Here is a 25,648-nt window from a genome sequence, read left to right on the forward strand (position 1 = left end):
TGGACACACGATAGGATAGTCAGGGGATCAGGGATACGATGGTGTCCCTGTCGGGTGGCGGTCGCTGTTCATGGCCTTGCATCGATGACCCCAGATGTATTCAGGCGCTTGCGGGCCTACGTTGAAAATCAGGTCGAGCACGCTCACGGTGTGTTCGAACGGCGGGTAAAGCTGGGGGTATTCTGGGTAATCCGAGTAGTCCTTGAGTTGCAAGCCAATGCCCAATGTCGCGAATTTCCGTGGTTCCAGGTAATCGGCAGCCAGCGGGCCTGACAGATAACTGGTGGCGCCGCTGAGTCGCAGCAGGTCGATGATCCGATCGAGCTTTGCACCTTGCGCCACATAATTGCGCGAGTCAGTGAAAACGGTGCGGATACCAAGCAGTTCGCGGGCAATGCGTTGCGTCATCAACTGATTCATCGTCGAGAGACTGGCCCATATCTGTCCAAGATAAAGTTCCTCGAAGAAGGGGGCGTATTGCCGGAAGAACGGTGCGCGCGAGTAGCTGTGGCAAAGGGTCTTCCAGTGTTTCTCCTGCCAGGAAGGATCGTCCAGCGCTACCTCGGAAATGAGGCGGCTGCGATTTGCGCCTGCAGGAACGGTCAACCAATGGGTACCGCCCGCTGTCTTGATACGGTTCCTGCTGCGCCAATCGCGTGTCGTGAACTGGACGTCATCGAGAAAGATGAATTCGTCCACGTCGTGGATGATGTCGAAATATCCCTTCCACGGGATATACGACGACTGGATGATCGCGACTTTGTGTCCGTTCATTGGCTCAGGCAGGCATGGCGGGCCGAAAGCAAGCTGTCGACGACATCGATGCGGCGGCTGATCGCGCCGGGGACGGTTGCCGCGAGGGCTTCATTGGAACTCAGGAGCGTACCGTTCCTGCGGATGATCAAGGCGTGCATGTAACCTGCGCGAATCGCGCCGACGCCATCGCGGAAGTAGTTGTCGCCGATCATCACCAGTTGGGCAGGGTCCACGCCCAGCGCATGCGCTGCTTGCAGGAACGCTGCGGCAGCGGGCTTCTCCCCGCCATGCTCGCGGCTGCAGACCACGGCGTCGATGCAGCCGAGCGCCGGCGCTTGGCGTATCTTGACGCGCTGTGTCGCGGGAGGATTGTCGGTAAGGATGGCCAGGGGCAGGCCAGCGGTCTTCAGGGCACTGAGTGTCGCCTCGACGTCGCTGAACAGAGGTGTCTCGGCAACGATCGCCGCTCGATAGGCATCCATCGCCGTGGTGCGCAGGCTTTCCGGCAGCGCCAGTAGCGCCAGCAGTCGATCGATCAGGAATGCGCGTTCGCCTTCATCGATCAATTGCCCCGCGCACAGCAGGAAGGCGGATCGTTCCACCCATGCGGAAAAGACGTCGGCATAGATGAGCTGTAGCTTTTCGAGCATCCACTCCTTGTGCTTGACCAGGGTATCGTCCAGATCGAAGACGATGCCCCTGGGGGCGGGATGCAGCAGCGGCACGACGACATCTTCGAGCACACGTACGGTCTTGACGGCTCTGCGTGCGGACAAGTCTGGAACCGCTGCGGTCGTGCAGGCTCCCATGAAGAATCCTGGCAGATTGATGCCCTCGGCGAGCGCATGCGTGGCGGACGTTCCGGTGCGCGGGTTGACGTCGGAAACGAAAGCTATGCCGTCCGGCGGCGCGACTACCTGGATGTTGTAGATGCCGCAGCCGCCTGCCGCGGCGATGGCTGCTGCCGTCCGTTGCGCGATTGCGGCGATGTGTGGATCGTGCACCGATGTGGAGATGACGGCGAAGCCGCCCGATGTCCGCAGCCGCCGACGCAGCACGACCGGCGAGGTGTGACCGTGTGGATCGATCGCGAAGTCGGCCGAGTACTCCTCGAAGTCAGATAGCCACGTCGACCATACATGGGCGGCGAAGTCGCCCTGGTGCGCAAGCGCTTCCTCGCGGCTGCGCAGGAGCACGGTGCCGCGGCCGCCCCAGCCTTCGCGCGGCCTGCCGAACAGGGGCTGAGCATAGTCGTGGGCAAGCGGATCCAGCAGCGCCGGTACCGGCAAGCCTGCATTGTCGAGAAAATGATGGGTGCGCAGTTTGTCCAGCAGCGTCGTGGTCAGTTCTTCGCCGGCCACGGCCACAACGACACCCAGGTCGACCAGCGGGTTCCTGAGGCGCGCAAGCGTGAGCAGCTCATACGCGGTCGCCGGGAAAATGGCGTCCACGTGCTCGTGCCGCGCCAGGTCGAGCAGGAATGTCTCAAATGCCTGCTCATCCGCCAGCGGCGGTGCCACGAAACATTCCCCGCAGACATAACGTACGAGGTGTTCGGAGTGGATGTCGCAAACCAGCACCCTGGTGCGATCCAGTCGCTGCAGGGCGCGCACGATGCCCAGCCCTTGAAAGCCGCCCGCGCTGACGACGAGCGCGGTTTTCATGCAGGCTGCGCGGTCAGCAGGATGCCATTGCAGATATCAGGCAACTCGTAACCGACGTCGATGAGCGCGTTCTCGATACCGGGGGCGAGCGACAGCTGCTGCTGTTGCGACGTGGTCAGCGGCTTGAGCACCAGCCCCACCTTGTCCAGTATGACGTAGCCGGAGTCTTCTACCAGACGGCTGATCGAGCTGCTGTCGAAATACCGCTTGTGGCCAAGTTCCAGGTCGTACTGGCTCAAGGCGTACAGGTCCGCCAGGAGACCTGCGGAGTGACCCAGCAGGCGGTGCAGCGAGCGAGCGTTGGGTACGGCTGCGAACAGGACGCCGGCAGGTTTCAGAAAGGTCCGGAAGCGGCGCAGGATCAGGCCCGGATCGTCGACATGCTCCAGCACGAACCCCATCTCGATGGCGTCGAATGGCTGATCGAAATGCGCTTGTTCGAAATAGGTGTGATGAATCGAAACATGTGCCGGTGGTGACGTCTCGGCCTGGTAGCGGGCGATGATGTCCGCGGATCCCTCAAGAATGTGGTACTCCGTCACGTCGAGTCGATCGCGGATCGCCTGGCTGACACGCTGCCCGCCGATGCCAAGGCTTAGTACCCGCAACCTTCGTTGGTCTTGCAGTCGTTCGAAGATCTTGCCCGCGTAAGCGGCCAGCAAGGCCTCTTCATCCCTGTGATAGGGAAATTGCTCGGTATAGGCGCCCTGGTAGGCGTTGAGATCTTCTTGCATCCGGCAGCCTCAATCGTGAAATTCGCGAACAATGAACAAGGGACGGTTCTGCGTCTGGGTGTAGATGCGCGAGATATACAGACCGATCACGCCGAGCACCGTGATGATAATGCCGGACATGCCGATGATGACCAGCATCAGCGAGGTGAAGCCGGTCAGCACCGCTTCGGGGTGGAGCAGTTTCCGGATGACCAGGGCGATGCCGGCAACACCGGCGCACAGCGTGATGCCGAGGCCGCCGGCGAGAACCATCTTCAGCGGAACCGTGGAGAACGAGGTTACCGCTTCCATCAGCAACGCGAATCGCTTGCGCAGGGAGTAGGTCGAGGCATTCTCCCGTTGCGTCTTCTCGACGACAATCGCCACCTGGTGGAAGCCCGACCAGTACATCATGCCGCCGAGGAACACATTGCGATCACCCAGCGACAGCAGCGCATCGACATAGCGGCGCGTCATCAGCCGCTCGCTGAGCACATTGGCGGGAACCTGGGTGTCGCTCAGTCGATTGAACAGGCGCCAGAACACTGCGCCGCCGACACGTTCCACCCATGCGCCCTTGCGCTTGGCCTGGATGCCATAGACGACATCCGCGCCGGCTCCGCGCAGCGTCTCCAGGAAATGCGGCAACACGCCCGGTCGCACCTCCAGGTCGCAATCGATGATGAACAGCAGGTTGCCCCTGGCATGGGCCAGGCCCGCCATCACCGCCTTGTGATGGCCGAAGTTGCGCGACAGATCCACGATCTTTATCGCGGCATTCGTGCTGCGCGCGCGGATGAGATGCTGCAGCGATTCATCGGGCGAGCCATCGTTGACGAAGACCAGCTCGTAACGCCCGATGCCAGCTGCGCCGATGGCGGCGGTCATCTCATCGATGAAGCGGGTAATGAATTGTTCGGAGCGGTAGACGGACGTGACGATGCTCAGCTGCGGTGCCGGCACCGTAGATTCCCGAAGTGGTGTGATGCCGGGCGTCAGCATGATGCCGAATTCCTGCGGGATGAGGGCGTCGTGAAGTGCGGTAGCTCGCCTAGAGCACACCCAGAAGCGATGGCGCAGCGATCCGGAGGCGGCTGGTTGTTGCTTGGTCGGCAGGGTACGCCGGATGACACGGAGCAGGCGTGCTCACGTCATGACCGGTTCAACCCAGAGCTTGTTCCAGTTCCGGGATCAGCTTGAACAGATCTCCAACCAGACCAAAATCGGCCACCTCGAAGATGGGCGCTTCACCATCCTTGTTGATTGCTACGATGGTGCCGGCGTCCTTGATGCCAGTGAGGTGCTGGATGGCACCGGAGATGCCTATGGCCATGTACAGCTCGGGGGCGATGATCTTGCCGGTCTGACCCACCTGCAGGTCGCTGGGTACGTAGCCGGCGTCCACCGCGGCGCGCGAGGCACCCACTGCAGCGCCGAGCTTGTCGGCGAGCTTGAAGATGATGTCGAAGTTTTCCTTCGAGCCCACGCCGCGGCCGCCGGAGACCACCTTGCTGGCGCTTTGCAGGTCGGGGCGATCGCTCTTGCCCGACTGCAGGCCGACGTAGCGGGTGTGGGCGGGCAGGGTTATGTCCAACGTTATCGCTTCGATCGGTGCGTTGTTCGTGCCCGTCGCGGCAGCCGGCCACGACGCAGTGCGGATGGTGGCGACCACGGGATGCGACGGTTCGGCTTCGACGGTGACGATGGCGTTGCCTGCGTAGATCGGCCGCTTGAAAGTATGTGCGCCTTCCACGCTCATCACATCACTGACCTGGGCTACGCCGAGTAAAGCGGCAACGCTCGGTGTCACGTCCTTGCCGAAAGTGGTGGAGGGCGCGAACACATGGCTGTAGCCTGCGGCAGCCTTGGCGATCTGCGGCGCCAGCACGGCGGCCAGCGGGTGCGCATTCTCGGCGCGCTCGACGGTGAGCACGCGGCTCACGCCGTCGATCTTGGCGGCCTCGGCGGCGAGCGCGGCGACGTTGTCGGCCAGCACCAGCACATCGACGGCTTCGGGTTTCACTGCGGCAGCGGCGCTCACGGCGCGGGCGGTGGAGGAGTTCAGCTTGCCGTCCAGATGTTCGGCGATGACGAGAATCTTGCTCATGGCATGGTTCCTTGAGTCTTGCTTTTCGGCAGGGACGGCTTCAGCTGCGATACGCGCGGTTGTTCTCGGCTGAAGCCGTTCCTACGGGTGATGTGGGTTACAGCAAACCCTTCTGCTTCAGCGCCGCAACCAGTTCGGCCGCGTCCTTCACCATCACGCCCTTGCTGCGCTTGGCCGGCGCGGCGTAGTGGGTGGTCCTCAGGTGGTCGCCACTGTCGACGCCCAGCGAGGCCAGTTCGACCACGTCAATGGGCTTGCTCTTGGCCTTCATGATGTCGGGCAGCTTGATGAAGCGCGGTTCGTTGAGGCGCAGGTCGCTGGTGACGACGGCGGGCAGTTCCACTTCGATGGTTTCGAGGCCTGCATCCACTTCGCGCGTCACCGTGGCTTTGCCTTCGGCGATCTCGATCTTGCTGGCGAAGGTGGCTTGCGGGCGGTCCCACAATGCGGCGAGCATCTGGCCGGTCTGGTTGGCATCGTCGTCGATGGCCTGCTTGCCCAGAAGCACCAGACCCGGCTGCTCCTTCTCGACCAGCTTGAGGAAGGCGCGCGCGGCGGTGAGCGGCTGCACGGCATCGGCAGTGGTGACGTGGATGGCGCGGTTGGCGCCCATCGCCAGGCCGTTGCGCAGGTGCGCGGTGAGGTCGGCAGGGCCAATGCCCACCACCACCACTTCTTCGGCGATGCCTTTCTCGCGCAGGCGCAGGGCTTCTTCCAGCGCGATGTCGTCGAACGGGTTGGCGGAAAGTTTTACGCCGTCGGTCACCACGCCGGTGCCGTCGGGTTTGACCTGGATACGCACGTTGTAGTCCACCACGCGTTTGTAACCGACCAGAATTTTCATGTGATCCCTTCCATCGGGCGCACGACCGGCGCCTGGCTGTGCCACGAAAACAGCAATTGTAACCCATGCCTCATCCGGTCCGGAGCGAAGGTCATGCCAGGTTCGGCCCTCTAGCTGACGGAAAACGGAACCATCAAGGCTGGAGTGCCGCGTTGCGGAGCAGAGACAGGACATGGCGCTCCAGCGCGTGGCCAAAAAAAAGCCGGACAGCAGTCCGGCCCTTTCAAATCTGTGCTGATTGTGGCCAAAGCTATTCGGTGCTGTGGGATGACCTAGTAGCCGTTTGCTTGAATCTGCGCACCAGCAGGCAACGTTACGGGAGCTCCCGCAGCATTGTTCAGACGATAACCCTGGAAGTCTGTCCCGTTGCTTTGCCAGTCATATGCATCACCCGCTGTGTCGATCCACAAGATATCGGCCATGCCGTCGCCATTGAAATCGGCGATCGTCGCAATCTGGTAACCCGGCGCAATCGAGCGAGTACCCCGCGCAGTGACCGTGTCGCCATTCATCAGCCACCATCCGAGCTGGTAGGTGGTGCCGTTGGTGAACAGCAGATCACTCTTGCCATCGCCGTTGACATCGCCCGCGCCCTGCAAGACCCAACCCGCCGGGAAATTGCCCACAAAGTGATGAGCGAAGTGTCCGGTGCCGTCATTGATCCAAGTGTACAGATCGTTGTTGGGGCCGGTAAACACGAAGTCCACGAAGCCATCGCCATTGAGGTCGGCGAGCGTCAGCTTGTAACCTGCGGCGGTTGGCAGCAGCGCGGAATAGCTCACCGACACCTGGGAGCTGTCCGACGTGAAGGTCAATTCCCACCAAGCCACCTGACCCGTCGACTCATTGCTCCAGATCAAGGCATTCTTGCCAGAGGCGTCCACCTTGCCGGCACCCACCAGCGTCCAGCCGGCTGGATAGGGGGTGCCCACTTTGTAGGCAGTATGACCGCCGCTGCCGTTGTTCAGCCAGACATACAGCTGGCGGGTCGTCGGGTTGGTAAACGCGAGGTCGGTGATACTATCGTTGTTCAAGTCGACCATTGCGCCAATCGTGTAGCCCGCGGCAATCGTCTGCGTTTGCGATTGCACGACAGTCGCGCCGTTCACACCCAACTGAGTCATTGTGCCGGTTGTTGGGTTGATATAGGTGATGGTGGCTATGGCTGCGGGCGGGGCTGTGCCCACAATCGGGTGTGATATTTCACATTCGTTGGTGTCATTCGACCAGATACTTTGCATGGCATAGCTGCCATTGCCCATGACCACGTTCGCGAGGGCACCCTGGCCACTGGTGATCCAGGCGCATTCATCAGCAGACTCGCCGCCATTGGTTGAGGCGTTGTTCGAGTTGAACCAGCCATAGTCCGGAATCTGGTCGGTAAGGGTCTCCGCGTACTCGTGGCCCTCGACGATGGAAAAGCCGTCCAGGCTGCCCTGCGGGGAATTGCCGTTGACGAAGCCTTGCCCGCAGTTCATGTCATTGACGTAGGGCATGTTCGTGTATGCGACGAAACCACCATAGGAGGCCCAGGCGTCGCTGTGCCAAGCGCAAAAATTGCCGCTGGGAGTATTGAATCCATCCGGATGGGTGCCCGTTGGCGACAGGATTACGTACTGTGCGTAACGGTTGGACGCCGCTGTCGTGTTGCCAAAATGCTGCGCGGCGTTGAGCGCTTCCTGTCCGAGCTGGTCCTGGGTCGCCTGCTGCGGTGCGGCAGCCGAGTTGTCATACCAGATGCCGGCGAATGCCGCGCCGCCGGTCGGATAGCTGATTTGTGCGGCACCGGAAGGGCAGAATGTCGCGCCAGTCGAGACCATCGGACCATCACAATACTGGGTCATGGTGCCTGACCACAGTTCGCCCCCGGTGCCCAGGCCCTTGAACATGCTCTCCAGGTACGGCACCGCACCGAACGCGTCGCCGGACAGATGCGTATTGCCGTTGCCGTCGGTGCTGGCGGTACCCCATTGGCTGCCGTAGACAACCAGGTAGACCCTCGAGATGCTGCTGGTGACACCGATACCGTCGTAGCCGCCACCGTAACTGAGCGTATTCGGACCGGTGGTGGCTGCCGTGGACATGTGCAGCGCCCGGTATTGCATCATCTGGCTGTAAGCGTCGCGGGTTGGTACGGCACCGTGGCGATACGGATGGCCGTAGGCCGGCGCATACGGATTGCCCGTTGGGTGCGCTGCCGTGTTGTCTGTTTTGTTGCTGCTGCCGTCGTCGTTGCCGGCGAGGGCAGTGCCGGCAAGCAGGCCCAGCAACGCTGTCGCGACGGTTATCAGGATTCTGCGATTCGTGTGGTGATTCATTTTATTGACTCCTTTCAAAGAGACATTGGGCCAGCCGGTGTGGCGGGCCGTGCCCATACCGGATGCGCTGAGCGCGTGACTGGTCCGGCGGTTCCTGACCTCGCGGCTATTGCTACACCACATGAAGCCGTATTGGGCGTTGCGTTTCAGCGCCGGCTTTGCCGCGTGTTGGCATTCATGCAGGCGCGGCAACGCATGTCACGCGCGGCATGGGAAGGGGCTGTACCTGATGGCCCGGCTCTACAAGGGCTAACAGAACAGGCCGGCAGAAGTCCGGCCTGTTCATTTCAGTGCCGACAGCAAGCCAGACTAAAACAGCCCTTGGTAAAGGTTTGCTTGCACCTGAGCGCCAGCAGGCAGCGTCACCACGGCTCCGGTGTTATCAATCAAGCGGAAGCTCTGGAAGCTCGTGCCGTTGCTTTGCCAGTCGTAGGCATCACCCGACGCGTCGGTCCACAGGATATCGACCAAGCCGTCGCCGTTGAAGTCGGCAATTGTCGAGATCTGGTACCCGGGCGTGATGGAGACAGTCTTTTTCTGCGTGACGGTGCTGCCATTCATCAGCCACCAGCCGAACTGGTGCGTGGTGTTGTTGGTGAACAGCAAGTCACTCTTGCCATCGCCATTGACATCGCCTGCCCCTTGTAAGACCCAGCCCGCCGGGAAATTGGCCACGAAGTGATGACTGAAAGAGGGGGTGCCAGTCCCAAAGCAAGTGCTATCCGTGCAATTGTTGATCCAGGCGTATACGTCGTTTTGAGGGCCGGTAAACACGAAGTCCATGAAGCCGTCGCCATTGAGATCGGCAAGCGTCAGCTTGTAGCCAGGCGTGGCTGACAGCACATGGGCAGTCACGCCTATGGTGCTGCTGCCATTGAAGGTCAGATCCCACCAACCCACTTGGCCGGTGGTTTCGTTCTGCCAGATCAGGGCACTCATACCCTGATTCGATCCATCCACCGTACCACTGCCCACTAGCGTCCAACCTGCTGGATACGGAGTGCCCACCTGGTACGCCGTACGGCCACCATTGCCATCATTCACCCAGAGATAGACTTGGCGGGTTGCCGGATTGGTGAACGCGAAACTGGCCAGCGAGCCCTGCTGCAGCGGACCCACATCGATCATGGCCCCGATCGTATAGCCAGCGGCAACCGGCTGGGTATGAGACAGCATCACGGTCGGACCCACCATGCCCAGCTCGGTCAACGTGTTGGTGCTTGGGTTGATGTAAGCAATATCGCTATGCCCATCTCCGAAGTCGGCGTAAGCACCGCCGAGAAAATCGCTGACCACGGCGTAGTCGCCTTCCTGGTACGTGCGCTCCTCATTCGCAAATGCGTTTGCCAGGGCACTAACATTCACCGAGCCAAGGCCGGTGGCGTAGTTGTAGCCGGCGCCGGACAGATAAGCTGGCTGCAGTTGCGACTTCGAGGTGCTCAATACGCCGTACTGGTGACCCGGACGGCTATAGCAGTCTGGGCTCAACGGCAAGCAGGGTTCGTCGTTGTCGCCGACGGTGATGTTGTTGAACGCACAGCCGTTGCCGGCGAGGCCGGTCGTCTCCGAATTGCATGCAGCAAGTTGGGTGGCGTTGGGTGACTGCACGCTGCCGTATTCGCGCATGGCGATGTCGTAGTAGACCGGTAGCACGTTGCCCCAGGGGAAGGTGAATCCAGCGGGCCCACCCATGCCGATAACAGCCTGCTCGTTGATCAGAGCCTGCACGCCCGCCATGGCTGGTGCCGCGAAGGAGGTGCCACCAGCGCTGTTGGCCTGCACGTCGCCGGCGTTGGAGTACGTGCACGGCGTGCCGCCTTGGCTTGCGTCGGACATGCAGTAGATCAAAGCGTGCTCGTACAGGCCGTTGGCGGCAAACATCGAGACGTCCGGCAGCGTGCGTGCACCGTCATTCCGGGTGCCATACACGCCGTATTGCCATGTCGGCTTGGCGATATAGCTGCTGATGCCGCCGCTGCCACCGCCGGTACTCATGAATTGTTGACCGAAGGACGTGTTGCAGAACGACTCGCCGTCCTGCGTTCCCGAATACCCCAGGCTGCCCGCAAGCGCCGTCAGTACGCTGCTTGCGCAGGAGTCATTCCATGTCTGCTCGGGGATGTAGCCCAGCGCCGACGCGCCGTTGGGCGCATTGGTCGGGCTCCAGTAGTTCGCCTGGTTCGCGAAGTTCCCGCTCGGGCCTGCATCGTAGAAGTCGGTACCGCCGACGGCTACGTTGTACGGCGTGGAGGCGAGCCCGTTGACGGCCGTGCCGGCCGTGGTGAACGGTTCGTTCTGGTCGCAGCCGGCCGCACCGGAATCGCCGGTGGACACGAACACCGTGACGCCTTGCAGCGCGGCCTGCTGCCACAGCCCGTTGACCTCCGCTAGACCCGCAGTGCCCTGCTGTGCTTCGCAGCCACCGTAGCTCAGGCTCATGATGGTGATGAAGGGGGTGGATACACCTAGGACGTTATTCGCCAAGATGTTCTCCGCCGCGATGAACGGACCGAAGTCCGTGGCACTGTCGGCACACGAGGCCACCATGATGTTTGCGTCCGGTGCGGCGGCACCAGCCCACTCGGTGTCCAGCGCCGCTTCACTCTCGTCACCATTCGTACCAGGGTTGGCGCAAGTCTGGGGGCCGGTGGGCTGCACGTAGGTCACTGTGCCCGTGGCATTGGCCGGCAGAAACGCGCTGCGGAAGGTATTGACGTCGGCCGACTGGATGTCCGTGCGCTCCAGCACGGCGATGGTCTGGCCGGCACCGCGTACCGGGGTTGTCTGTGTCCACAACGGGTTGACGCTGTAGACCGTGTTGAAGTCGGCCGGAGCCATGTCGTACTGGCCATTGCCATTGGAGAACAATGGCGAGGCCTTGCCGTCGGTGGCTTTCCAGATGCCCGCGGCGGTCTTGTGCACCGGCCCGACTTCACGCATTTGCGGTGCGGGCTTGAAGTTGTTCAGCGATGCCACGCCGACCACCACCGGGCTCAGCGCTGCCGGAATCTGCTGCGGGGTGGCGTTGGCGAAATGCGCGACGCCGTTGACGACATAGTTGTGCAGTTCGGTGTGGAACGCGCTCTGGACGGCCGTGGCGTTGCCGGAAAAGCGCACGCGCAAGCCGGTCGGATCGATGCCATCCACCTGCAGGCCTTGGCTGGTGAGCCAGTCGGTGACTTTCGCGATGTCCTGCTTGGAAGGACCGAACAGGCTACCGATTTGCTGGGCAGTCAGCCACTTGTGGAAGTAGGGAGAGTGTGGATTGGTCAACTGCCGCTCATAGGCCTCGGCGCGGGCTTCGCGCTCGGGGCTGCGCTTGAGCATCAGGGTGAGTTGGCCCAACTGCAGGCTGGTGTCAACTAGGCCGCGGTCGAAGCGCGGTGAGGCGGCGGTGATGACGGTACCTGGCAGGGCGACGCGGTCACTGTTGTTGATGGTGGTGTTGATCTGCGCGATCGCCGGTGTCATGACCAGGCTCGATGCCGGAACAATCGGATGGCTGACAGCAGCCTGGGCGACGGGCATTGCACCAGCGCAAGCAACACTAAAGAGCATCGCCCAAAGGCGATTTCGGGTGTGCATGGATTTCCCCTGAGCTAAAGACCAAGTGTGCATGGCCTGATCGCCGCACCCGGTTCGGGTATTCAGCGGCGACTCGTTCCATGGAGTTTCGCCTTCCGAATAAATGCATTCACCCGGAATGGGCAGAGACCATAGTGAGGTTCCAAATACGCTGTCAAACGATTTTTATGGAACGGCTGCTACGCATCTTGAAGTGGGTGGGTGATCCGTTTCAGGTGGCAATATATTGCGATTTCAGCAATGTGAAACGCCGGGAATCGTATTAAATTACGTCACATGCTCCGGTTGCGGTAAAGTCGCAAATTTGCAGCCTGCCAAGCAGACAAGTTGCCTATTTCAGCCAAAGCGCCAGGTCTGCCGGTACTTATGACGCATGCAGCAACCCGAGCCCTGCATGACGAACAGATATGTGCGACGCAGCTACGGTCGAAGCCGGGATCGGTGTAATCAAGGAAGCATGTGCAGCAGGGTTTTTCGCGCCGCTTCAAAGGAAAAGTATTGCTGGACATTGAGCAGTCCTGCGTTCGAGAGCCGATTCCAGAGAGTTTCGTCCTCGTACAAGCGCAATACCGCGGCAGCGAAGCTTCCCGCATCGTCGCCCAGCAGAATGGTTTCGCCGTTGACGGCGTACATGCCTTCCGCGGCCATGGAAGTAGCCACTACCGGCAGGCCGTGGCTCATCGCCATGTTCACCTTGCCCTTGACGCCGGCGCCGTAGCGCAGTGGCGCCAGCGCAATGCGGCAACCAGCCATCCAGGGATCGAGGTCGTCGACACGACCATGGATGTGCACGCCCGCTCCGGCGAATTGCGGACGCATGTCTTCGGGAATGTCGCCGACCAGGTGCAATGCGATGTCCGGCTGCGATGCGCGGATGCGTGGATAGATCTCGCTGGTCAGCCAGCGCACCGCATCCTCGTTTGGCGGGTGGCCGAAGCCGCCTACGAACACCAGTCCGCTACGCTCGGCGAAGCCGGTCGTGCGGCCATGTACCTCATGCACGTTGGAGAGCAGTTCCACGCGCGCCTCGGGCACTTCGGCACGCAGCATGTCGAGTTCGACCGGGCTGACCACGAGGCTGGCGTCGCAGGCGCGAATCAGGGCCAACTCGCGTTGGCGCGAAACCTCGGCCTGGCGTGCCAGTGCCGTGCTGCCGGCATGCTCGGCTGCACGTTGCTCGCGTAGGAAGTGCAGGTCAACGGTGTCGAACAGCACCATGGCGCGTGGTGCTAGTCGGCGCACCAGCCCGAGGTTGGGGCCTGCTACGTAATGTCGGCATAACATCACCGCATCGAGCGTTGCGCCTTCGCGATGCAGCCAGGTGGCGAGCGTGGGCGACCATGGCCTGCACAGTACGTGCACGCCAACACGTCCCAGTCGCCGGATCTCTTCAGGTGTGGCCTTGCGATTGTCCGCCATGAAGCTGACCTGCCAACCCAGCTCGCGTAGTAGCTGCATGATGTTGATCAGGCGCAGCGAGCCGGAGTCGCGTGCGGCATCGGGCGTCAGTGCGTCAACAATGAGGATGTGGCTTCGCTCATCATGGTGCAGCGCCGTCTCCACAGGCGTACGTGGTGCCGGCTGATTTTGCAGAACGGATTGCCACTTATCGACGAAGGTTGCGCGGTTGGCGATCTGGTATTGCTTGACCCCCGCGAAGGGATCGACCCCAGAGCTGATCCCTTCGCAATGCACTACCAGGCTTTCCGGCTGGTAGATGACGCGATGGCTTGCCGCGCGTACCGCGAAGGCCAGGTCCATGTCTTCGCAGTAGGCAGGTGTGTAACGTGGATCAAAGCCGCCGACTTGACGAAACAGCGCGGCATCGATCATCAATGCCGCCCCGGAGACATAGTCCGCGTCGCGGCGATACAGGAAGCGCGGATCGTCGCGATCCTCGAAGCGGCCGTAGTTCCATGCGCTGCCGTCGGCATACACGATGCCTCCGGCCTCTTGCAGGCGGCCATCCGGGTACGCCAGCCGACTACCGGCGATACCGCAGGCCGCTTCCTCGGTGAAGCAGTCGAGGAGGCGGTCCAGCCAGCCCGGTGTCACCTGGGTATCGTTGTTGAGAAACAGCAAGTGCGCGCCGCGCGCCGCCGCGGCGCCGGCGTTGCAACTGCCTATGAAGCCGAGATTGCGTTCGTTGCGCAGCAGGCGCAGGCCATCGACGCGTCCCAGCACGGCAACGCTCTCATCGGGCGAGGCATCGTCCACCACGATCACCTCGAACGCCGCCTCGGCGCCATGGCTGGCGATCGAGCGCAGGCAGGCCAGCGTGTAGGGCAACTTGCCGTGGATCGGTACGATCACCGAGACGCGTGGCGTTTCGCTGCACGGCAACGCGAATGGCGCGAAAGGCGTGTCGAGCGGTTCAAGTTGCCACGACGCGTCGGTCGTGTTGCGCGGACGGAACTCCTGCGCGATGCGTGCCATCGTGCCGCGCAGACCGCGCTGCGCCACGCTGCCGCCCAAGCGTTGCAGCAAGTAATGCAGGCGTTTTAGTCGCCACGAGATCGTACTGGTCAGAGTAGCTTCCTTGTTGATGCAGGGCGGTGGGTTATCCGTTGCCGAACGAGGTCGCGCGGTCACAGGTTCTGGTAGTTCGGCCCCGAACCGCCTTCCGGCGTCACCCAGTTGATGATCTGGTACGGGTCCTTGATGTCGCAGGTCTTGCAGTGCACGCAGTTGGCGGCGTTGATCTGCAGGCGCTTGCTCCTGCTCCCATCAGGCATGGTGTCCTGCACGATCTCGTAGACGTTGGCGGGGCAGAAGCGGGTACAGGGGTTGCCGTATTCCGTGGCGCACTTGTCCACGCACACGCTGGTGTCGGCCACGTGCAGGTGGACGGGCTGGTCCTCGTCGTGCTCGGTGGCGGCGAAGTAGACCGCCGCGAGGCGGTCGCGCGGCGGCAGTTCGCGCGGTTGCACATAATCGCGCTTCGGTTCCTCGCACTGGCCGAGCTTGTGCAGCGACGACCAGTCGGCCTTGTTCTTCAGCGTCCAAGGCGAGCGGCCGCCGGTGACGGTTTCCCACGCGGCGTTCAACAAACCGAACCACAGGCCCTTCTTGAAGGCGGGCTTGATGTTGCGCACCTTCTTCAGTTCCGCCATGGCCTCGGAACCGCGCAGCTTCGCATCGAAGCCGGCAGGGGCGAGTCCGTTGGCGGCGAGGTGCTCGGCGGCCAGCACGCCGCTGCGGATGGCTTGATGGGTGCCCTTGATCTTGGGCACGTTGAGCAGGCCGGCGGTATCGCCGATCAGCAGCGCGCCGGGCATCTCCACCTTCGGCAGCGACTGCCAGCCGCCGGTGACGATGGCGCGCGCACCGGCCGAAAGGATGGTGCCGCCCTCCAGCAGATCCTTCACATGCGGATGGTTCTTCCACTGCTGGAAGGCTTCCCACGGCTGGTAGTTCGGGTCGCTGTAGTCGAGGCCGCTGACGTAGCCCAGCGCGATGCGATCCTTGTCCAGGTGGTAGAGGAAGCTGCCGCCGTAGGTGTGGTTGTCGGCGGGCCAGCCGAAGCTGTGCACGATCTTGCCGGGCGTGACGCGGCCGACGGGTACCTGCCACAGTTCCTTGATGCCGATGGAATAACTCTGAGGGTCGCTGTCGGCATCGAGCTCGAAGCGCTTGATCAGCTGCTTGGTAAGGCTGCCGCGCGCGCCTTCCGCGAGCACGGTGACCTTGGCCTTGATGTCGATGCCCTGGGTGTAGCCGGGCTTGTGCGAGCCATCCTTCGCCACGCCCATGTCGCCGATGCGCACGCCGGCGACGGAACCGTCCTCGTTGAAGACAGTGTCGGCAGCAGCGAACCCGGGGAACACGTCTACACCCAGCGCCTCGGCCTGCGGTGCCAGCCAGGCGCACATGGCGCCCAGCGAGACGATGAAGTTGCCATGGTTGTGCATGCCCGGCGGCACCGGCAGCTTGCGGCCGCCGGTCTTGCTCAGCAGCCAGAATTCGTCTTCCGTGGCAGGGACGCAGATCGGTGGCGGGTTGTCGCGCCAGCCGGGCAACAGGGCGTCCAGCGGGCCGGGTTCGATCACCGCGCCGGAGAGGATCTGCGCGCCGATGGTCGAGGCCTTCTCGATCACGCACACCGTGGTGTCGGGCTGCAGCTGCTTCAGCCGTATCGCGAACGACAGTCCGGCCGGACCGGCGCCGACCACGACGACGTCGTATTCCATGGTTTCGCGTTCGCTCATGGCTTCCCCGGCATTCAGTGGACGGTGTCGCCAGTGCGACACATGCATTGCGGTATTGTCCGGTTTCGCGCGCTGCGCGGCAAACCCGGCGCCCCGGGCTTGCGCAGGCTTCACGAATGATGGCGATAATCCGGTCACGCTTAATTGAGGAGTGCGGCCACGGATGGCCGCTTCTTGATCTTCGCGTTCATGGATGAACGCATATCTAAGGAATGCCGATGAGTTCGCTTCCGCCGATCACCGACCTGGACCTGCGCCGCGCCACCGTGTGCCAGCTGTTGCACTGGATGGCCATCGGACGCACCAACCCCCAGGCCGTGGCCGAGGCTTATGGCGAGGCGATCGAACGCATCAATCCGCAACTCAATGCTTACGTGGGCCTCAGCCCGGGTTTGTTGCATGAGCAGGCGCGTACCGCCGGGCACCGCCGCCGCGATGGCGTGATCGGCCGGCTGGACGGCATCCCGGTGGCGGTCAAGGACAACCTCGACATCGCCGGCTGGCCCACCCGCGCCGGCCTGCCGGGTCGCGGGGCGCCCGCGACGGACGATGCCCACGTGGTGGCGCGGCTGCGCGCCTCGGGTGCAGTGCTGGTGGGCAAGACCAATATGGATGAAGGTGCGTTAGGCGCAGCCACCGACAACCCGCATTACGGTCCTACCCACAATCCGTGGAAGCAGGGTATGAGCGCGGGGGGATCCTCCGGCGGTGCCGCGGCGGCAGTGGCCGCCGGCTTGGCCGCCGCGGCCGTGGGTTCGGACAGCCTTGGCTCGATACGCATACCCGCCAGCTACTGCGGGGTATACGCGCTCAAGCCCACCCATGGCGAAATTTCCGCGCGCGGCCTGGTGCCGGCGGCGCGTCGGCTGGATGCGGTGGGCCTGCTCGCGCGCAGCGTGGCCGACCTGACCGTGCTGCTGCAGGTGCTAGCCGGCTACGATGCCGACGACGCACGTTCGCGCCGCCGCCGCGTAGCGCTGGACTTGCCGGACTGGGAGCCGGGCAAGCTGCGCAGCGGTGTGCTGCCCGACCTCGCCGCGGTCGGCGTGCAGCCGGACGTGGCGGCACTGTTCGGTACGGCGCTGGAAAAACTCGCGCACGCGCTGGGCGGCCGCCGCACCGTGGACTTCGCCGACTGGGATTTTGCGCGCACCCGTCGTGCCGGCCTGCTGCTGATGGAGGCCGAGATGCTGGTTACCTTCGCGGACGATTTGCAGGATGCGGCGCATCCGCCGTCGCCGCGCTTCCGCGAGATGTTGAGTTACGCCGAACGCAAGGGCGCGGCCGATTACGCCAGGGCCGACCGTGTGCTGGATGCGGCCACGCTCAAGATGCGCCGGCTGTTCTCGCAGATCGACGTGCTGGTGCTGCCCACCACGCCATGCGGTGCATTCCCGCTGGCTGGGACGGAGTCCGGCAACCATGCCGACCTCACCAGTTTCGCCAGCCTTGCCGGGTGTCCCGCGATGAGCATCCCGATGGGTATCCTGCCGAACGGGATGCCGGTGGGCCTGCAATTGGTGGGGGCGCGCGGTTCGGATTTGCGCCTGCTGGAGCTGGCCGCGGTGTGTGCCGCCACGCTGGATGCCGATCCTGCTTATCCGGCCATCGTTTGACACCTAGGTTCGCGCTTTTGTAGGTGCCCCCCCTTGCGCGATGGCTTTTGGCTTCGACAGACACTGGAGTCGTCGCGTACAGGGTGCGCTCCTGCGGGCGGTGTTTTGGCGCTATATGCCGTCTGGTGCAGCTTCCAGCCAACCTGGTTGTTTGGGCAATCGGCCATGCTCGCGTAGGATGCCCGTTCGGCCCGTCCGGCGGCGGCCCGCATATCGTTTCCGAAGTCGGCATTCCATGAACGCACGTTTAGCTCCGCGCACCGATCATCTCGACGAACTCGAGGCCGAAAGCATCCATATCTTCCGCGAGGTGGCGGCCAGCTTCCGCCGGCCGGTGATGCTCTATTCCATCGGCAAGGATTCCTCGGTACTGCTGCACCTGCTGCGCAAGGCGTTCTATCCCGCGAAGTCGCCGATCCCCTTGCTGCACGTGGACACCACCTGGAAGTTCCGCGAGATGATCGCCTTCCGCGACCAGGTGGCCGCGCAGGGCGACGTCGAGGTGCTGGTGCACATCAATGAGGATGGCGTGCGGCAGGGCATCTCGCCGCTCACCCATGGCGCCACCGTGCACACCGACGTGATGAAGACGCAGGGGCTGAAGCAGGCGCTGGACAAGTACCAGTTCGACGCGGCCATCGGCGGTGCGCGGCGCGACGAGGAAAAATCCCGCGCCAAGGAGCGCGTGTTCTCGTTCCGCAACGCACAGCACCGCTGGGATCCCAAGCACCAGCGTCCGGAGTTCTGGCACACGTTCAACACGCAGATCCGCAAGGGCGAGAGCGTGCGTGTGTTCCCGATCTCCAACTGGACCGAGATGGACGTGTGGCAGTACATCCGTCGCGAAGGCATTCCGGTGGTGCCGCTGTACTTCGCCAAGCCGCGCCCGGTGGTGGCGCGCGACGGTGCGCTGATCATGGTGGACGACGAACGCTTCGCCCTGCGCGAGGGCGAGAAGGTGGAGATGCGCACGGTGCGCTTCCGCACGCTGGGCTGCTACCCGCTCACCGGCGCGGTGGAATCCACCGCCGGCACGCTGGACGAGATCATCGACGAGATGGCCGAGTCGCGCAGCTCCGAGCGGCAGGGGCGCGTGATCGACCACGATCCCACGGCATCGATGGAGCGCAAGAAGCAGGAGGGCTATTTCTGATGGCCGCCAACGCCAACAGCGCCGAGCGCGCCCGGGGCCTGCTGCGCTTCATCACCTGCGGCAGCGTGGACGACGGCAAGAGCACCCTGCTCGGTCGTCTGCTGTACGACGCCGGCATGGTGCCGGACGATCAGCTCGCCGCGCTCGAACGCGACAGCCGCAAATTGCACGCCGAGGCGGGCGCCGCCTTGGATTTCGCCCTGCTTACCGATGGTCTCGATGCCGAGCGCGAACAGGGCATCACCATCGACGTGGCGTGGCGCTATTTCCATACCGAGCGACGCAGTTTCATCGTGGCCGACTGCCCCGGACACGAGCAATACACGCGCAACATGGCGACTGGCGCTTCCAACGCCGACCTGGCCGTGGTGCTAGTGGATGCACGCAAAGGCCTGTTGCCGCAGACGCGCCGTCACACCTACATATGCAGCCTGCTCGGCATCCGCCAGGTGGTGTTGGCGGTGAACAAGATGGACCTGGTCGGTTGCGACGCAACCGTTTATCGCGGAATCACCGAGGCTTATCGCGAACTGGCGCAGACGCTTGGCATCACCAAGGTCGATTGCCTGCCGGTGATTGCTCCGGGCGGCGACAACGTGGGTGCGCGCTCCGAGCGCTTGTCGTGGTACCAGGGCCCGACCTTGCTGGAATTGCTTGAGGTTGCCGATGCCGCGCCCGCGCGCGCTGAGGATTTCCGCATGCCCGTGCAATGGGTGAACCGGCCCGACCAGAGTTTCCGCGGCTACGCCGGTACGATCTGCGGCGGTCGCGTGTCGCGCGGCGACGAAGTGCTGGTTCAGCCAGGCGTGCAGCGTGCGCGCATCGACCGCATCGTCACGGCCAGCGGCGACCTGGAGAGCGCGAGTGAAGGGCAGGCGGTCACGCTGTGCTTCGACCGCGAGCTTGACGCCAGCCGCGGCGACGTGGTCGCCGACGCGCTGCGCCCCGTGCCGGTAGCCGACCAGTTCGCCTGCCACGTGGTATGGCTGGGCGACAACGCACTGCTGCCCAACCGCACCTACTGGCTGAAGATCGGCGCGCGCACCGTCAACGCGCGGGTGATGTCGATCAAGCACAAGGTGGACGTGAACACGCAGGCGAAGCTCGCCGCACGCCATCTGTCGCTCAACGAAGTGGGTTATTGCACGGTGGGCCTCGACGAGGCGATCGCGTTCGAGCCTTACGCCACCAACCGCACGCTGGGCGGTTTCATCCTGATCGACCGCCAGAGCAACGCCACCGTGGCCTGCGGCATGATCGACTTCGCGCTGACGCGCTCCGCCAACGTGCATTGGCAGCACGTGGACGTGGACAAGTCGGTGCGCGGCGGCAGCATGGGGCAGCGCCCGTTGTGCCTGTGGTTCACCGGCCTGTCCGGCGCGGGCAAGTCCACCATCGCGAACCTGGTGGAGAAGCGCCTGCATGCGCTGGGCCACCACACCTACCTGCTCGACGGCGACAACGTGCGCCATGGCATCAACAAGGACCTGGGTTTTACGCCCGAAGACCGCGTGGAAAACATCCGCCGCATCGGCGAGGTGGCGCACCTGATGGTGGACGCCGGCCTGATCGTGCTGGTCAGCGCCATCTCGCCCTACCGCAGCGAGCGGCGTTCGGTGCGCGAGCTGTTCGACGAGGGCGAGTTTGTCGAGGTATTCGTGGACACGCCGCTGGCGGAATGCGAACAGCGCGACCCCAAAGGCCTGTACCGCAAGGCACGTGCTGGCGAGATCCGCAATTTCACCGGCATCGACGCCCCCTACGAGCAGCCGGAGTCGCCCGAGGTGCACCTGCGAACCGCGGGCCTGCGTGCCGAGCAGCTGGCGGAGCAGGTGACTGCGCAGCTGCTGGAGCGCATCGTCGAGCCGGCGGGCGACGATTATCCCGTCTAGGCCATGAGCGGCTGGCAGCACATCCCCTTGCCGGGTGCCGATGTGGATGTGTGGCCGCAGTGGCTGGACGCAGCCGAAGCGGATGCATTGTTCGGGAAGTTGCGGCAGGCCATTGCTTGGGAGACCCACCGCATCCGCCTGTTCGGCCGTGAAGTCGCGTCGCCGCGCCTGAGTTGCTGGATCGGCGATCCGGGCGCTGCCTACACCTATTCGCGCAGCCGCTTCGAGCCTCGGCCATGGCCAGCGGTGTCGGCTGCTCTGCGGCCGCGCGTCGAACAGGCCTGCGGTGCCCGCTTCAACAGCATGCTGGCCAACCTGTACCGCGACGGCAACGACACAATGGGTTGGCACAGCGACGACGAACCGGAATTGGGCGCGCGGCCGGTCATCGCTTCGTTGAGCCTGGGGGCGGAGCGGCGCTTCCGCTTTCGCCGCCGCCGTGCGCGCGGCGAACCCGTGCAGCTTGGCGATACCTTCGAACTGATGCTGCCGCACGGCAGCCTGTTGCGCATGGCCGGCGCTACCCAGCGGTTGTGCCGACATGACCTGCCTCGTATGCGCAATCTGGCGGAAGCCCGCATCAACCTCACTTTCCGCCATGTCGATACGGCTGCGCACTGAGTCCATGGCTTGGAATGCCTTGCGCGTGCAGGGGATAATGGGTGTCTCTTTCCCCCGCAGAGCGCCACCGCGATGACCGAGAAGACCGTACTCAATGCCACCCACCGCGCGCTGGGCGCACGCATGGTCGATTTCGGCGGCTGGGACATGCCGATCAACTACGGCTCGCAGATCGAGGAGCACCACGCGGTGCGTCGCGACGCCGGCATGTTCGACGTCTCGCACATGACCGTGATCGACCTGCACGGTGCACGCACCAAGGATTTCCTGCGGCACCTCGTGGCCAACAGCGTGGAAAAGCTCAAGGTGCACGGCAAGGCGCTGTACACCTGCATGCTCAACGAGCAGGGCGGCGTGATCGACGACCTGATCGTGTACTTCCTGGGCGACGAGCACTACCGCCTGGTGGTGAACGCCGCCACCCGCGCCAAGGACCTGGCATGGATCGAGAAGCAGGCTGCGGCCTTCGGCGTGGAAGTGAAGGAGCGTCCCGAGTTCGCGATGATCGCGGTGCAGGGTCCGAACGCCCGCGCGAAGGTGCTTGGCCTGTTGCACGAGGTGGATCGTCCGCGCATCGAAAAGCTCGGCAAGTTCGCCGCCGCTGCGGCGCAAGGACCGCATGGCATGCCGCTGTTCGTGGCGCGCACTGGCTATACCGGCGAGGACGGCTTCGAAATCGTCGTGCCGGCCACCCATGCCGTGGCGTTGTGGGAAGCGTTGGCTGCGGCAGGCGTCGTACCGGCCGGCCTCGGCGCGCGCGACACGCTGCGCCTGGAGGCCGGCATGAATCTCTATGGCCAGGACATGGACGAAACCGTTTCGCCGTGGGAGGCCAATCTCGGCTGGACCATTGCACTGGACGAAGGCCGCGACTTCATCGGTCGCGCCGCGCTGGAGAAGCAGAAGGCCGATGGCGTGAAGCGCGTGATGGTGGGCCTGGTGCTGGACGAGAAGGGCGTGTTGCGCCACGGCCAGAAAGTGCTCACCGCGAACGGCGAGGGCGAAATCCTCTCCGGCAGCTTCGCGCCCACGCTGGAGAAGGCCGTCGCCTTCGCCCGCATCCCGGCCGGCGAGCCGGGCACGGTCCGTGTGGACATCCGCGGACGCGAGTTGCCCGTACGTCTGGTGAAATATCCCTTCGTGCGCGACGGTCAGCCCTGCGAAGGCATCTGACCGCGCATCCTCTTGCGGCTAGAATGACCGCCCGACTCCGCCCCTTTCCAGACCCGATATAGGACCCGACCATGAGCGAGATCCCCGGCGACCTGAAGTTCAACAAATCCCACGAGTGGGCCCGCGTCGAGGACGGCGGCCTGGTGCGCGTGGGCATCTCCGACCATGCGCAAGCCCAGCTTGGCGATCTGGTCTATGTGGAGCTGCCGGAAATCGGCGCAAGCGTCACTGCCGGCAACGCCGCCGCCGTGGTGGAGTCGGTGAAGGCCGCTTCGGACATCTACTCGCCGGTGTCCGGCGAGGTGGTGGAAGTCAACGAGGCACTCAACGACAAGCCGGAGACGATCAACGAAGACGCCTGGGGCGACGGCTGGATCTACCTGGTGCGCATGAGCGACCGTGCCGAACTGGACCAGTTGCTGGACGCCGGCGCTTACGAGGAACTGGTCGAGAACGAAGACCACTGAGTCTTCTTGCCCTGCGAGTTCGACGACGGCCGCCTTGCGCGGCCGTCGTCGTTTCCGGCATCCGGTGTGGTGCATCGATTTCGCAAATGGACGTCCATTTGCATTGGTGGGCGGGTGAATCGGCGTGGCTTTTGGCCGGGTCGCCGCGCCACCCTGCCGGTCGAGCCGGGATGTCTTGGGCGGGTTTTGGTGTCCTCGGCGGAGCCGAATCCCTTCCGTTGCCGGTCGGTTCGAGATGCGGCTGGTCGCGTCCCGTTCATCTGGCTGGGCGCGGCTCGTGGGTGCGCGTGACGTGTGTCGTTGCGTTGCTGAAACAGAGCGGCGAATTCCTCGCGATGCGCGTGACATTGCCGTGAAGTGCCTTGTTTCCAGCGTTTTGTCGTTGTCTTCCGGTTAATGCTTGATTTTTCGTGTGGAAGTATAGACGTCCATAAGAAAATGCATGGCGCGGTGATCCGGAGTTGCTGTCGGCATGGTCGGCGTGGGCCCTCCGGCGAAAGGGTTTGATTTGCCGATCAAAATCCATTGACAGCTGAAATCTTACGGAATAGCTTTCGCCCAAGTTCACGGGGAACGGCAACATGGCATCACCGAAATTCATCAAGCCTTACGTGGAGCACGGCGAGAAAGCGAACGCAGTACGCAAGATCACCGTTTCGATTCCGCTCCATGTACTGCGAACGCTGTCCGACCTGCGCACCGAACGTCAGGTGAAGAATTTGAGGCATGCCACGAACAGCGATCTGCTGGTCGAGGCGTTCCTCCACGCTTTTACTGGGCAACCACTGCCAACCGATGAGGAGCTAAGACGAACCATGGCCACTGCCAAGAAATCCGCTGCAAAGAAGCCGGCTGCCAAGAAGGCCGCCGTGAAGAAGGTCGCCAAGAAGGCCGCCGCCAAGAAGCCGGCCGTCAAGAAGGCTGCCGTGAAGAAGGTCGCCAAGAAGGCTGCCCCGAAGAAGGCTGCCGCCAAGAAGCCGGCTGCTGCCAAGAAGGCCGCTGTGAAGAAGGTTGCCAAGAAGCCGGCAGCCAAGAAAGCTGCTGCGAAGAAGCCTGCCGCCGCCAAGGTGGTGAAGGCTGTCAAGACCACCGCCAAGAAGTAAGCAACACAACAACGAGCGTCAAACGATTTCTCTCCCTGCGGTGCCCAGCGTGGGGAGATCGATTCGGAACTTCGTCCCGGCCCTGCCGGGACGTTTCGTTTTGGGCACAGGAAAACCGGTGGCGTTTGGGCCCGGAGTGGCTTGAAAGTCCCTGGCACGATGGCCGTCATGGTGCCGAGGCGTGTGTCACGGCTTGCGGGGACGGATCGCGCGATTTGCGCACCTTGGCGCAATGCGGTTACCTTGTCGTCAATCCGCGCCGCGGCGAGTCGGGGACTCTCCGCATCCTGGATGCACAGGGGGAAAGCGCGGGTATCTGTCGACACTCGGTGAGAGACCATGGGTACCCGATATACCTACATCGCACGCCATCGCGCGCGCGGGGCCGTCCGGCCCGTTGCCATAGCCATCGTCGCCATCGTCGCAGCGCTCGCTGCGGCGTCGTGGTTCCTGATCGTTCGCCCTTACCGACAGCAGATGCAACTTGATGCCGGCCTTGCGCCTTCGGCGCCCGCGGCAGGCAAGGCGGAGGCGACGCAGGCCGAGGCCGCGCCGGCCAACCTGCAGGCGCTGGACGTCAACCAGTTGTTGAACGAGGCCAGCAAAGCCCTGAAGGCGCAGCGTTACCTGGCGCCTGCCGGCAACAACGCGTTCGAGTTCTACTTGCGCGTACTTGCCAAGCAGCCAGACAACCCGGTGGCGACCAGCGCCTTGCGCGAGACGTTCCCGTTCGCCGCCTCGGATGCCGAGCAGTCGGTCAACTCACGCAACTTCGACGAAGCGCAGCGCGAGATCGACCTGTTGGCCAAGGCCGATCCGGCGAATTACACGTTGACCATCCTGCGTTCCAAGCTCGATGCCCAGCGCAAGCTGGCCAGCCAGCAGGAGCAGCAGACGCAGGATCAGCAGAAGGCGGCGCAGCTCGCCGCGCAGAAGGCCGCTGCCGACAAGTTGGAAGCCGCCAAGCAGGCCGAGCAATTGCAGGCGCAGCAGGCGCTGGCTGCCGAGCAGGCCAAGGCCAAGCAGCAGAAGGCCGCCGAGCAGCCGCAGACTGCGACGCAGCCGCAGGGACAGACGCAAACGGCTTCGACCGACACCGCCGGCGCGCAGAACAGCAGCGCGGTATTGTTGAAGGCGGTGCAGGCGAGGTATCCGACTGCGGCGCTGCGCACGGGGCAGGCCGGTTGGGTGCTCGTCGGTTTCACGATCACCGCGGAAGGCGCCACCAGCAACGTACACGTGGTCGATGCACAACCGCGCCATGTGTTCGACCGTGCCGCCATGGATGCGATCGAACGCTATCGTTTCAAGCCGGCGATGCGCGACGGCAACCCGGTGGAAAGCACGAACGAGCAGAAAATTGAATTCAGCACCGGTCGCTGAGTGGCCACACGATTCGTGAAGAAAAAACGGCGCATGCATCGCGTG

Annotated in this window: 18 protein-coding genes; 8 read left to right on the top strand and 10 right to left on the bottom strand. The window is 63.4% G+C overall.

The features are described from left to right. Positions 1-27: 27 nt before the first annotated feature. The 10 genes from IHE49_RS12440 to IHE49_RS12485 form a co-directional block, all read right to left on the bottom strand. Positions 28-774 carry a WbqC family protein gene (locus IHE49_RS12440; protein ID WP_192158346.1) on the bottom strand — a complete coding sequence of 249 codons (747 nt, stop codon included), beginning with the start codon at positions 772-774 and terminating at the stop codon, positions 28-30. Then, on the bottom strand, positions 771-2,420 hold the full coding sequence (locus tag IHE49_RS12445; RefSeq protein WP_192158348.1) for an HAD-IA family hydrolase: 1,650 nt from the start codon (positions 2,418-2,420) through the stop codon (positions 771-773). Before IHE49_RS12445 ends, IHE49_RS12440 begins: the two co-directional genes overlap by 4 nt. Continuing rightward, positions 2,417-3,154 (bottom strand): class I SAM-dependent methyltransferase, encoded by a 738-nt coding sequence (locus tag IHE49_RS12450; protein WP_192158350.1) that lies wholly within the window; start codon positions 3,152-3,154, stop codon positions 2,417-2,419. The genes IHE49_RS12445 and IHE49_RS12450 overlap by 4 nt, the downstream gene beginning before the upstream one ends. Before the next feature lie 9 nt (positions 3,155-3,163). Beyond that, positions 3,164-4,135, bottom strand: coding sequence for a glycosyltransferase family 2 protein (locus tag IHE49_RS12455; protein WP_192158352.1), 972 nt, complete (start codon positions 4,133-4,135; stop codon positions 3,164-3,166). A gap of 160 nt (positions 4,136-4,295) precedes the next feature. Beyond that, a complete protein-coding gene (locus IHE49_RS12460) occupies positions 4,296-5,240 on the bottom strand; it encodes an FAD-binding protein (protein WP_192158354.1) in 945 nt (314 codons plus the stop codon). 97 nt (positions 5,241-5,337) lie between these two features. After that, positions 5,338-6,084 (bottom strand): electron transfer flavoprotein subunit beta/FixA family protein, encoded by a 747-nt coding sequence (locus IHE49_RS12465; RefSeq protein WP_192158356.1) that lies wholly within the window; start codon positions 6,082-6,084, stop codon positions 5,338-5,340. Positions 6,085-6,356: 272 nt separating this feature from the next. Further along, positions 6,357-8,402, bottom strand: a complete 2,046-nt coding sequence (locus IHE49_RS12470) for a VCBS repeat-containing protein (protein ID WP_192158358.1) — start codon at positions 8,400-8,402, stop codon at positions 6,357-6,359. Between the two features lie 309 nt (positions 8,403-8,711). Further along, positions 8,712-11,987, bottom strand: a complete 3,276-nt coding sequence (locus IHE49_RS12475; RefSeq protein WP_192158360.1) for a protease pro-enzyme activation domain-containing protein — start codon at positions 11,985-11,987, stop codon at positions 8,712-8,714. A gap of 447 nt (positions 11,988-12,434) precedes the next feature. Next, entirely contained in the window at positions 12,435-14,474 is a 2,040-nt protein-coding gene (locus IHE49_RS12480; RefSeq protein ID WP_225578418.1) for a glycosyltransferase, read from the bottom strand. Between the two features lie 101 nt (positions 14,475-14,575). Beyond that, entirely contained in the window at positions 14,576-16,195 is a 1,620-nt protein-coding gene (locus IHE49_RS12485) for an electron transfer flavoprotein-ubiquinone oxidoreductase (protein ID WP_192158362.1), read from the bottom strand. A 218-nt stretch (positions 16,196-16,413) separates the two neighbouring features. Here IHE49_RS12485 and IHE49_RS12490 point away from each other — a divergent pair, with 218 nt between their 5' ends. The 8 genes from IHE49_RS12490 (at position 16,414) to IHE49_RS12525 (ending at position 25,603) form a co-directional block, all read left to right on the top strand. After that, positions 16,414-17,811, top strand: coding sequence for an amidase (locus tag IHE49_RS12490; RefSeq protein WP_192158364.1), 1,398 nt, complete (start codon positions 16,414-16,416; stop codon positions 17,809-17,811). Positions 17,812-18,046: 235 nt separating this feature from the next. Continuing rightward, a complete protein-coding gene (cysD, locus tag IHE49_RS12495; protein ID WP_225578419.1) occupies positions 18,047-18,964 on the top strand; it encodes a sulfate adenylyltransferase subunit CysD in 918 nt (305 codons plus the stop codon). Continuing rightward, positions 18,964-20,856 carry an adenylyl-sulfate kinase gene (gene cysC / locus IHE49_RS12500; protein WP_192158368.1) on the top strand — a complete coding sequence of 631 codons (1,893 nt, stop codon included), beginning with the start codon at positions 18,964-18,966 and terminating at the stop codon, positions 20,854-20,856. The genes cysD and cysC overlap by 1 nt, the downstream gene beginning before the upstream one ends. 3 nt (positions 20,857-20,859) lie before the next feature. Continuing rightward, positions 20,860-21,477 carry an alpha-ketoglutarate-dependent dioxygenase AlkB gene (locus IHE49_RS12505; RefSeq protein ID WP_192158370.1) on the top strand — a complete coding sequence of 206 codons (618 nt, stop codon included), beginning with the start codon at positions 20,860-20,862 and terminating at the stop codon, positions 21,475-21,477. A gap of 72 nt (positions 21,478-21,549) precedes the next feature. Further along, positions 21,550-22,650: a glycine cleavage system aminomethyltransferase GcvT gene (gene gcvT, locus IHE49_RS12510; RefSeq protein WP_192158372.1), complete on the top strand. Its 1,101-nt coding sequence runs from the start codon at positions 21,550-21,552 to the stop codon at positions 22,648-22,650. Positions 22,651-22,721: 71 nt separating this feature from the next. Beyond that, positions 22,722-23,117 (top strand): glycine cleavage system protein GcvH, encoded by a 396-nt coding sequence (gene gcvH, locus IHE49_RS12515; RefSeq protein ID WP_192158374.1) that lies wholly within the window; start codon positions 22,722-22,724, stop codon positions 23,115-23,117. Between the two features lie 581 nt (positions 23,118-23,698). Then, entirely contained in the window at positions 23,699-24,220 is a 522-nt protein-coding gene (metJ, locus tag IHE49_RS18605) for a met regulon transcriptional regulator MetJ (protein WP_192158376.1), read from the top strand. Positions 24,221-24,559: 339 nt separating this feature from the next. Continuing rightward, positions 24,560-25,603, top strand: a complete 1,044-nt coding sequence (locus tag IHE49_RS12525; RefSeq protein WP_192158377.1) for an energy transducer TonB — start codon at positions 24,560-24,562, stop codon at positions 25,601-25,603. Positions 25,604-25,648: the final 45 nt, after the last annotated feature.

The organism is Rhodanobacter sp. 7MK24 (assembly GCF_014842995.1).
In the GTDB taxonomy this organism is placed as follows: domain Bacteria; phylum Pseudomonadota; class Gammaproteobacteria; order Xanthomonadales; family Rhodanobacteraceae; genus Rhodanobacter_A.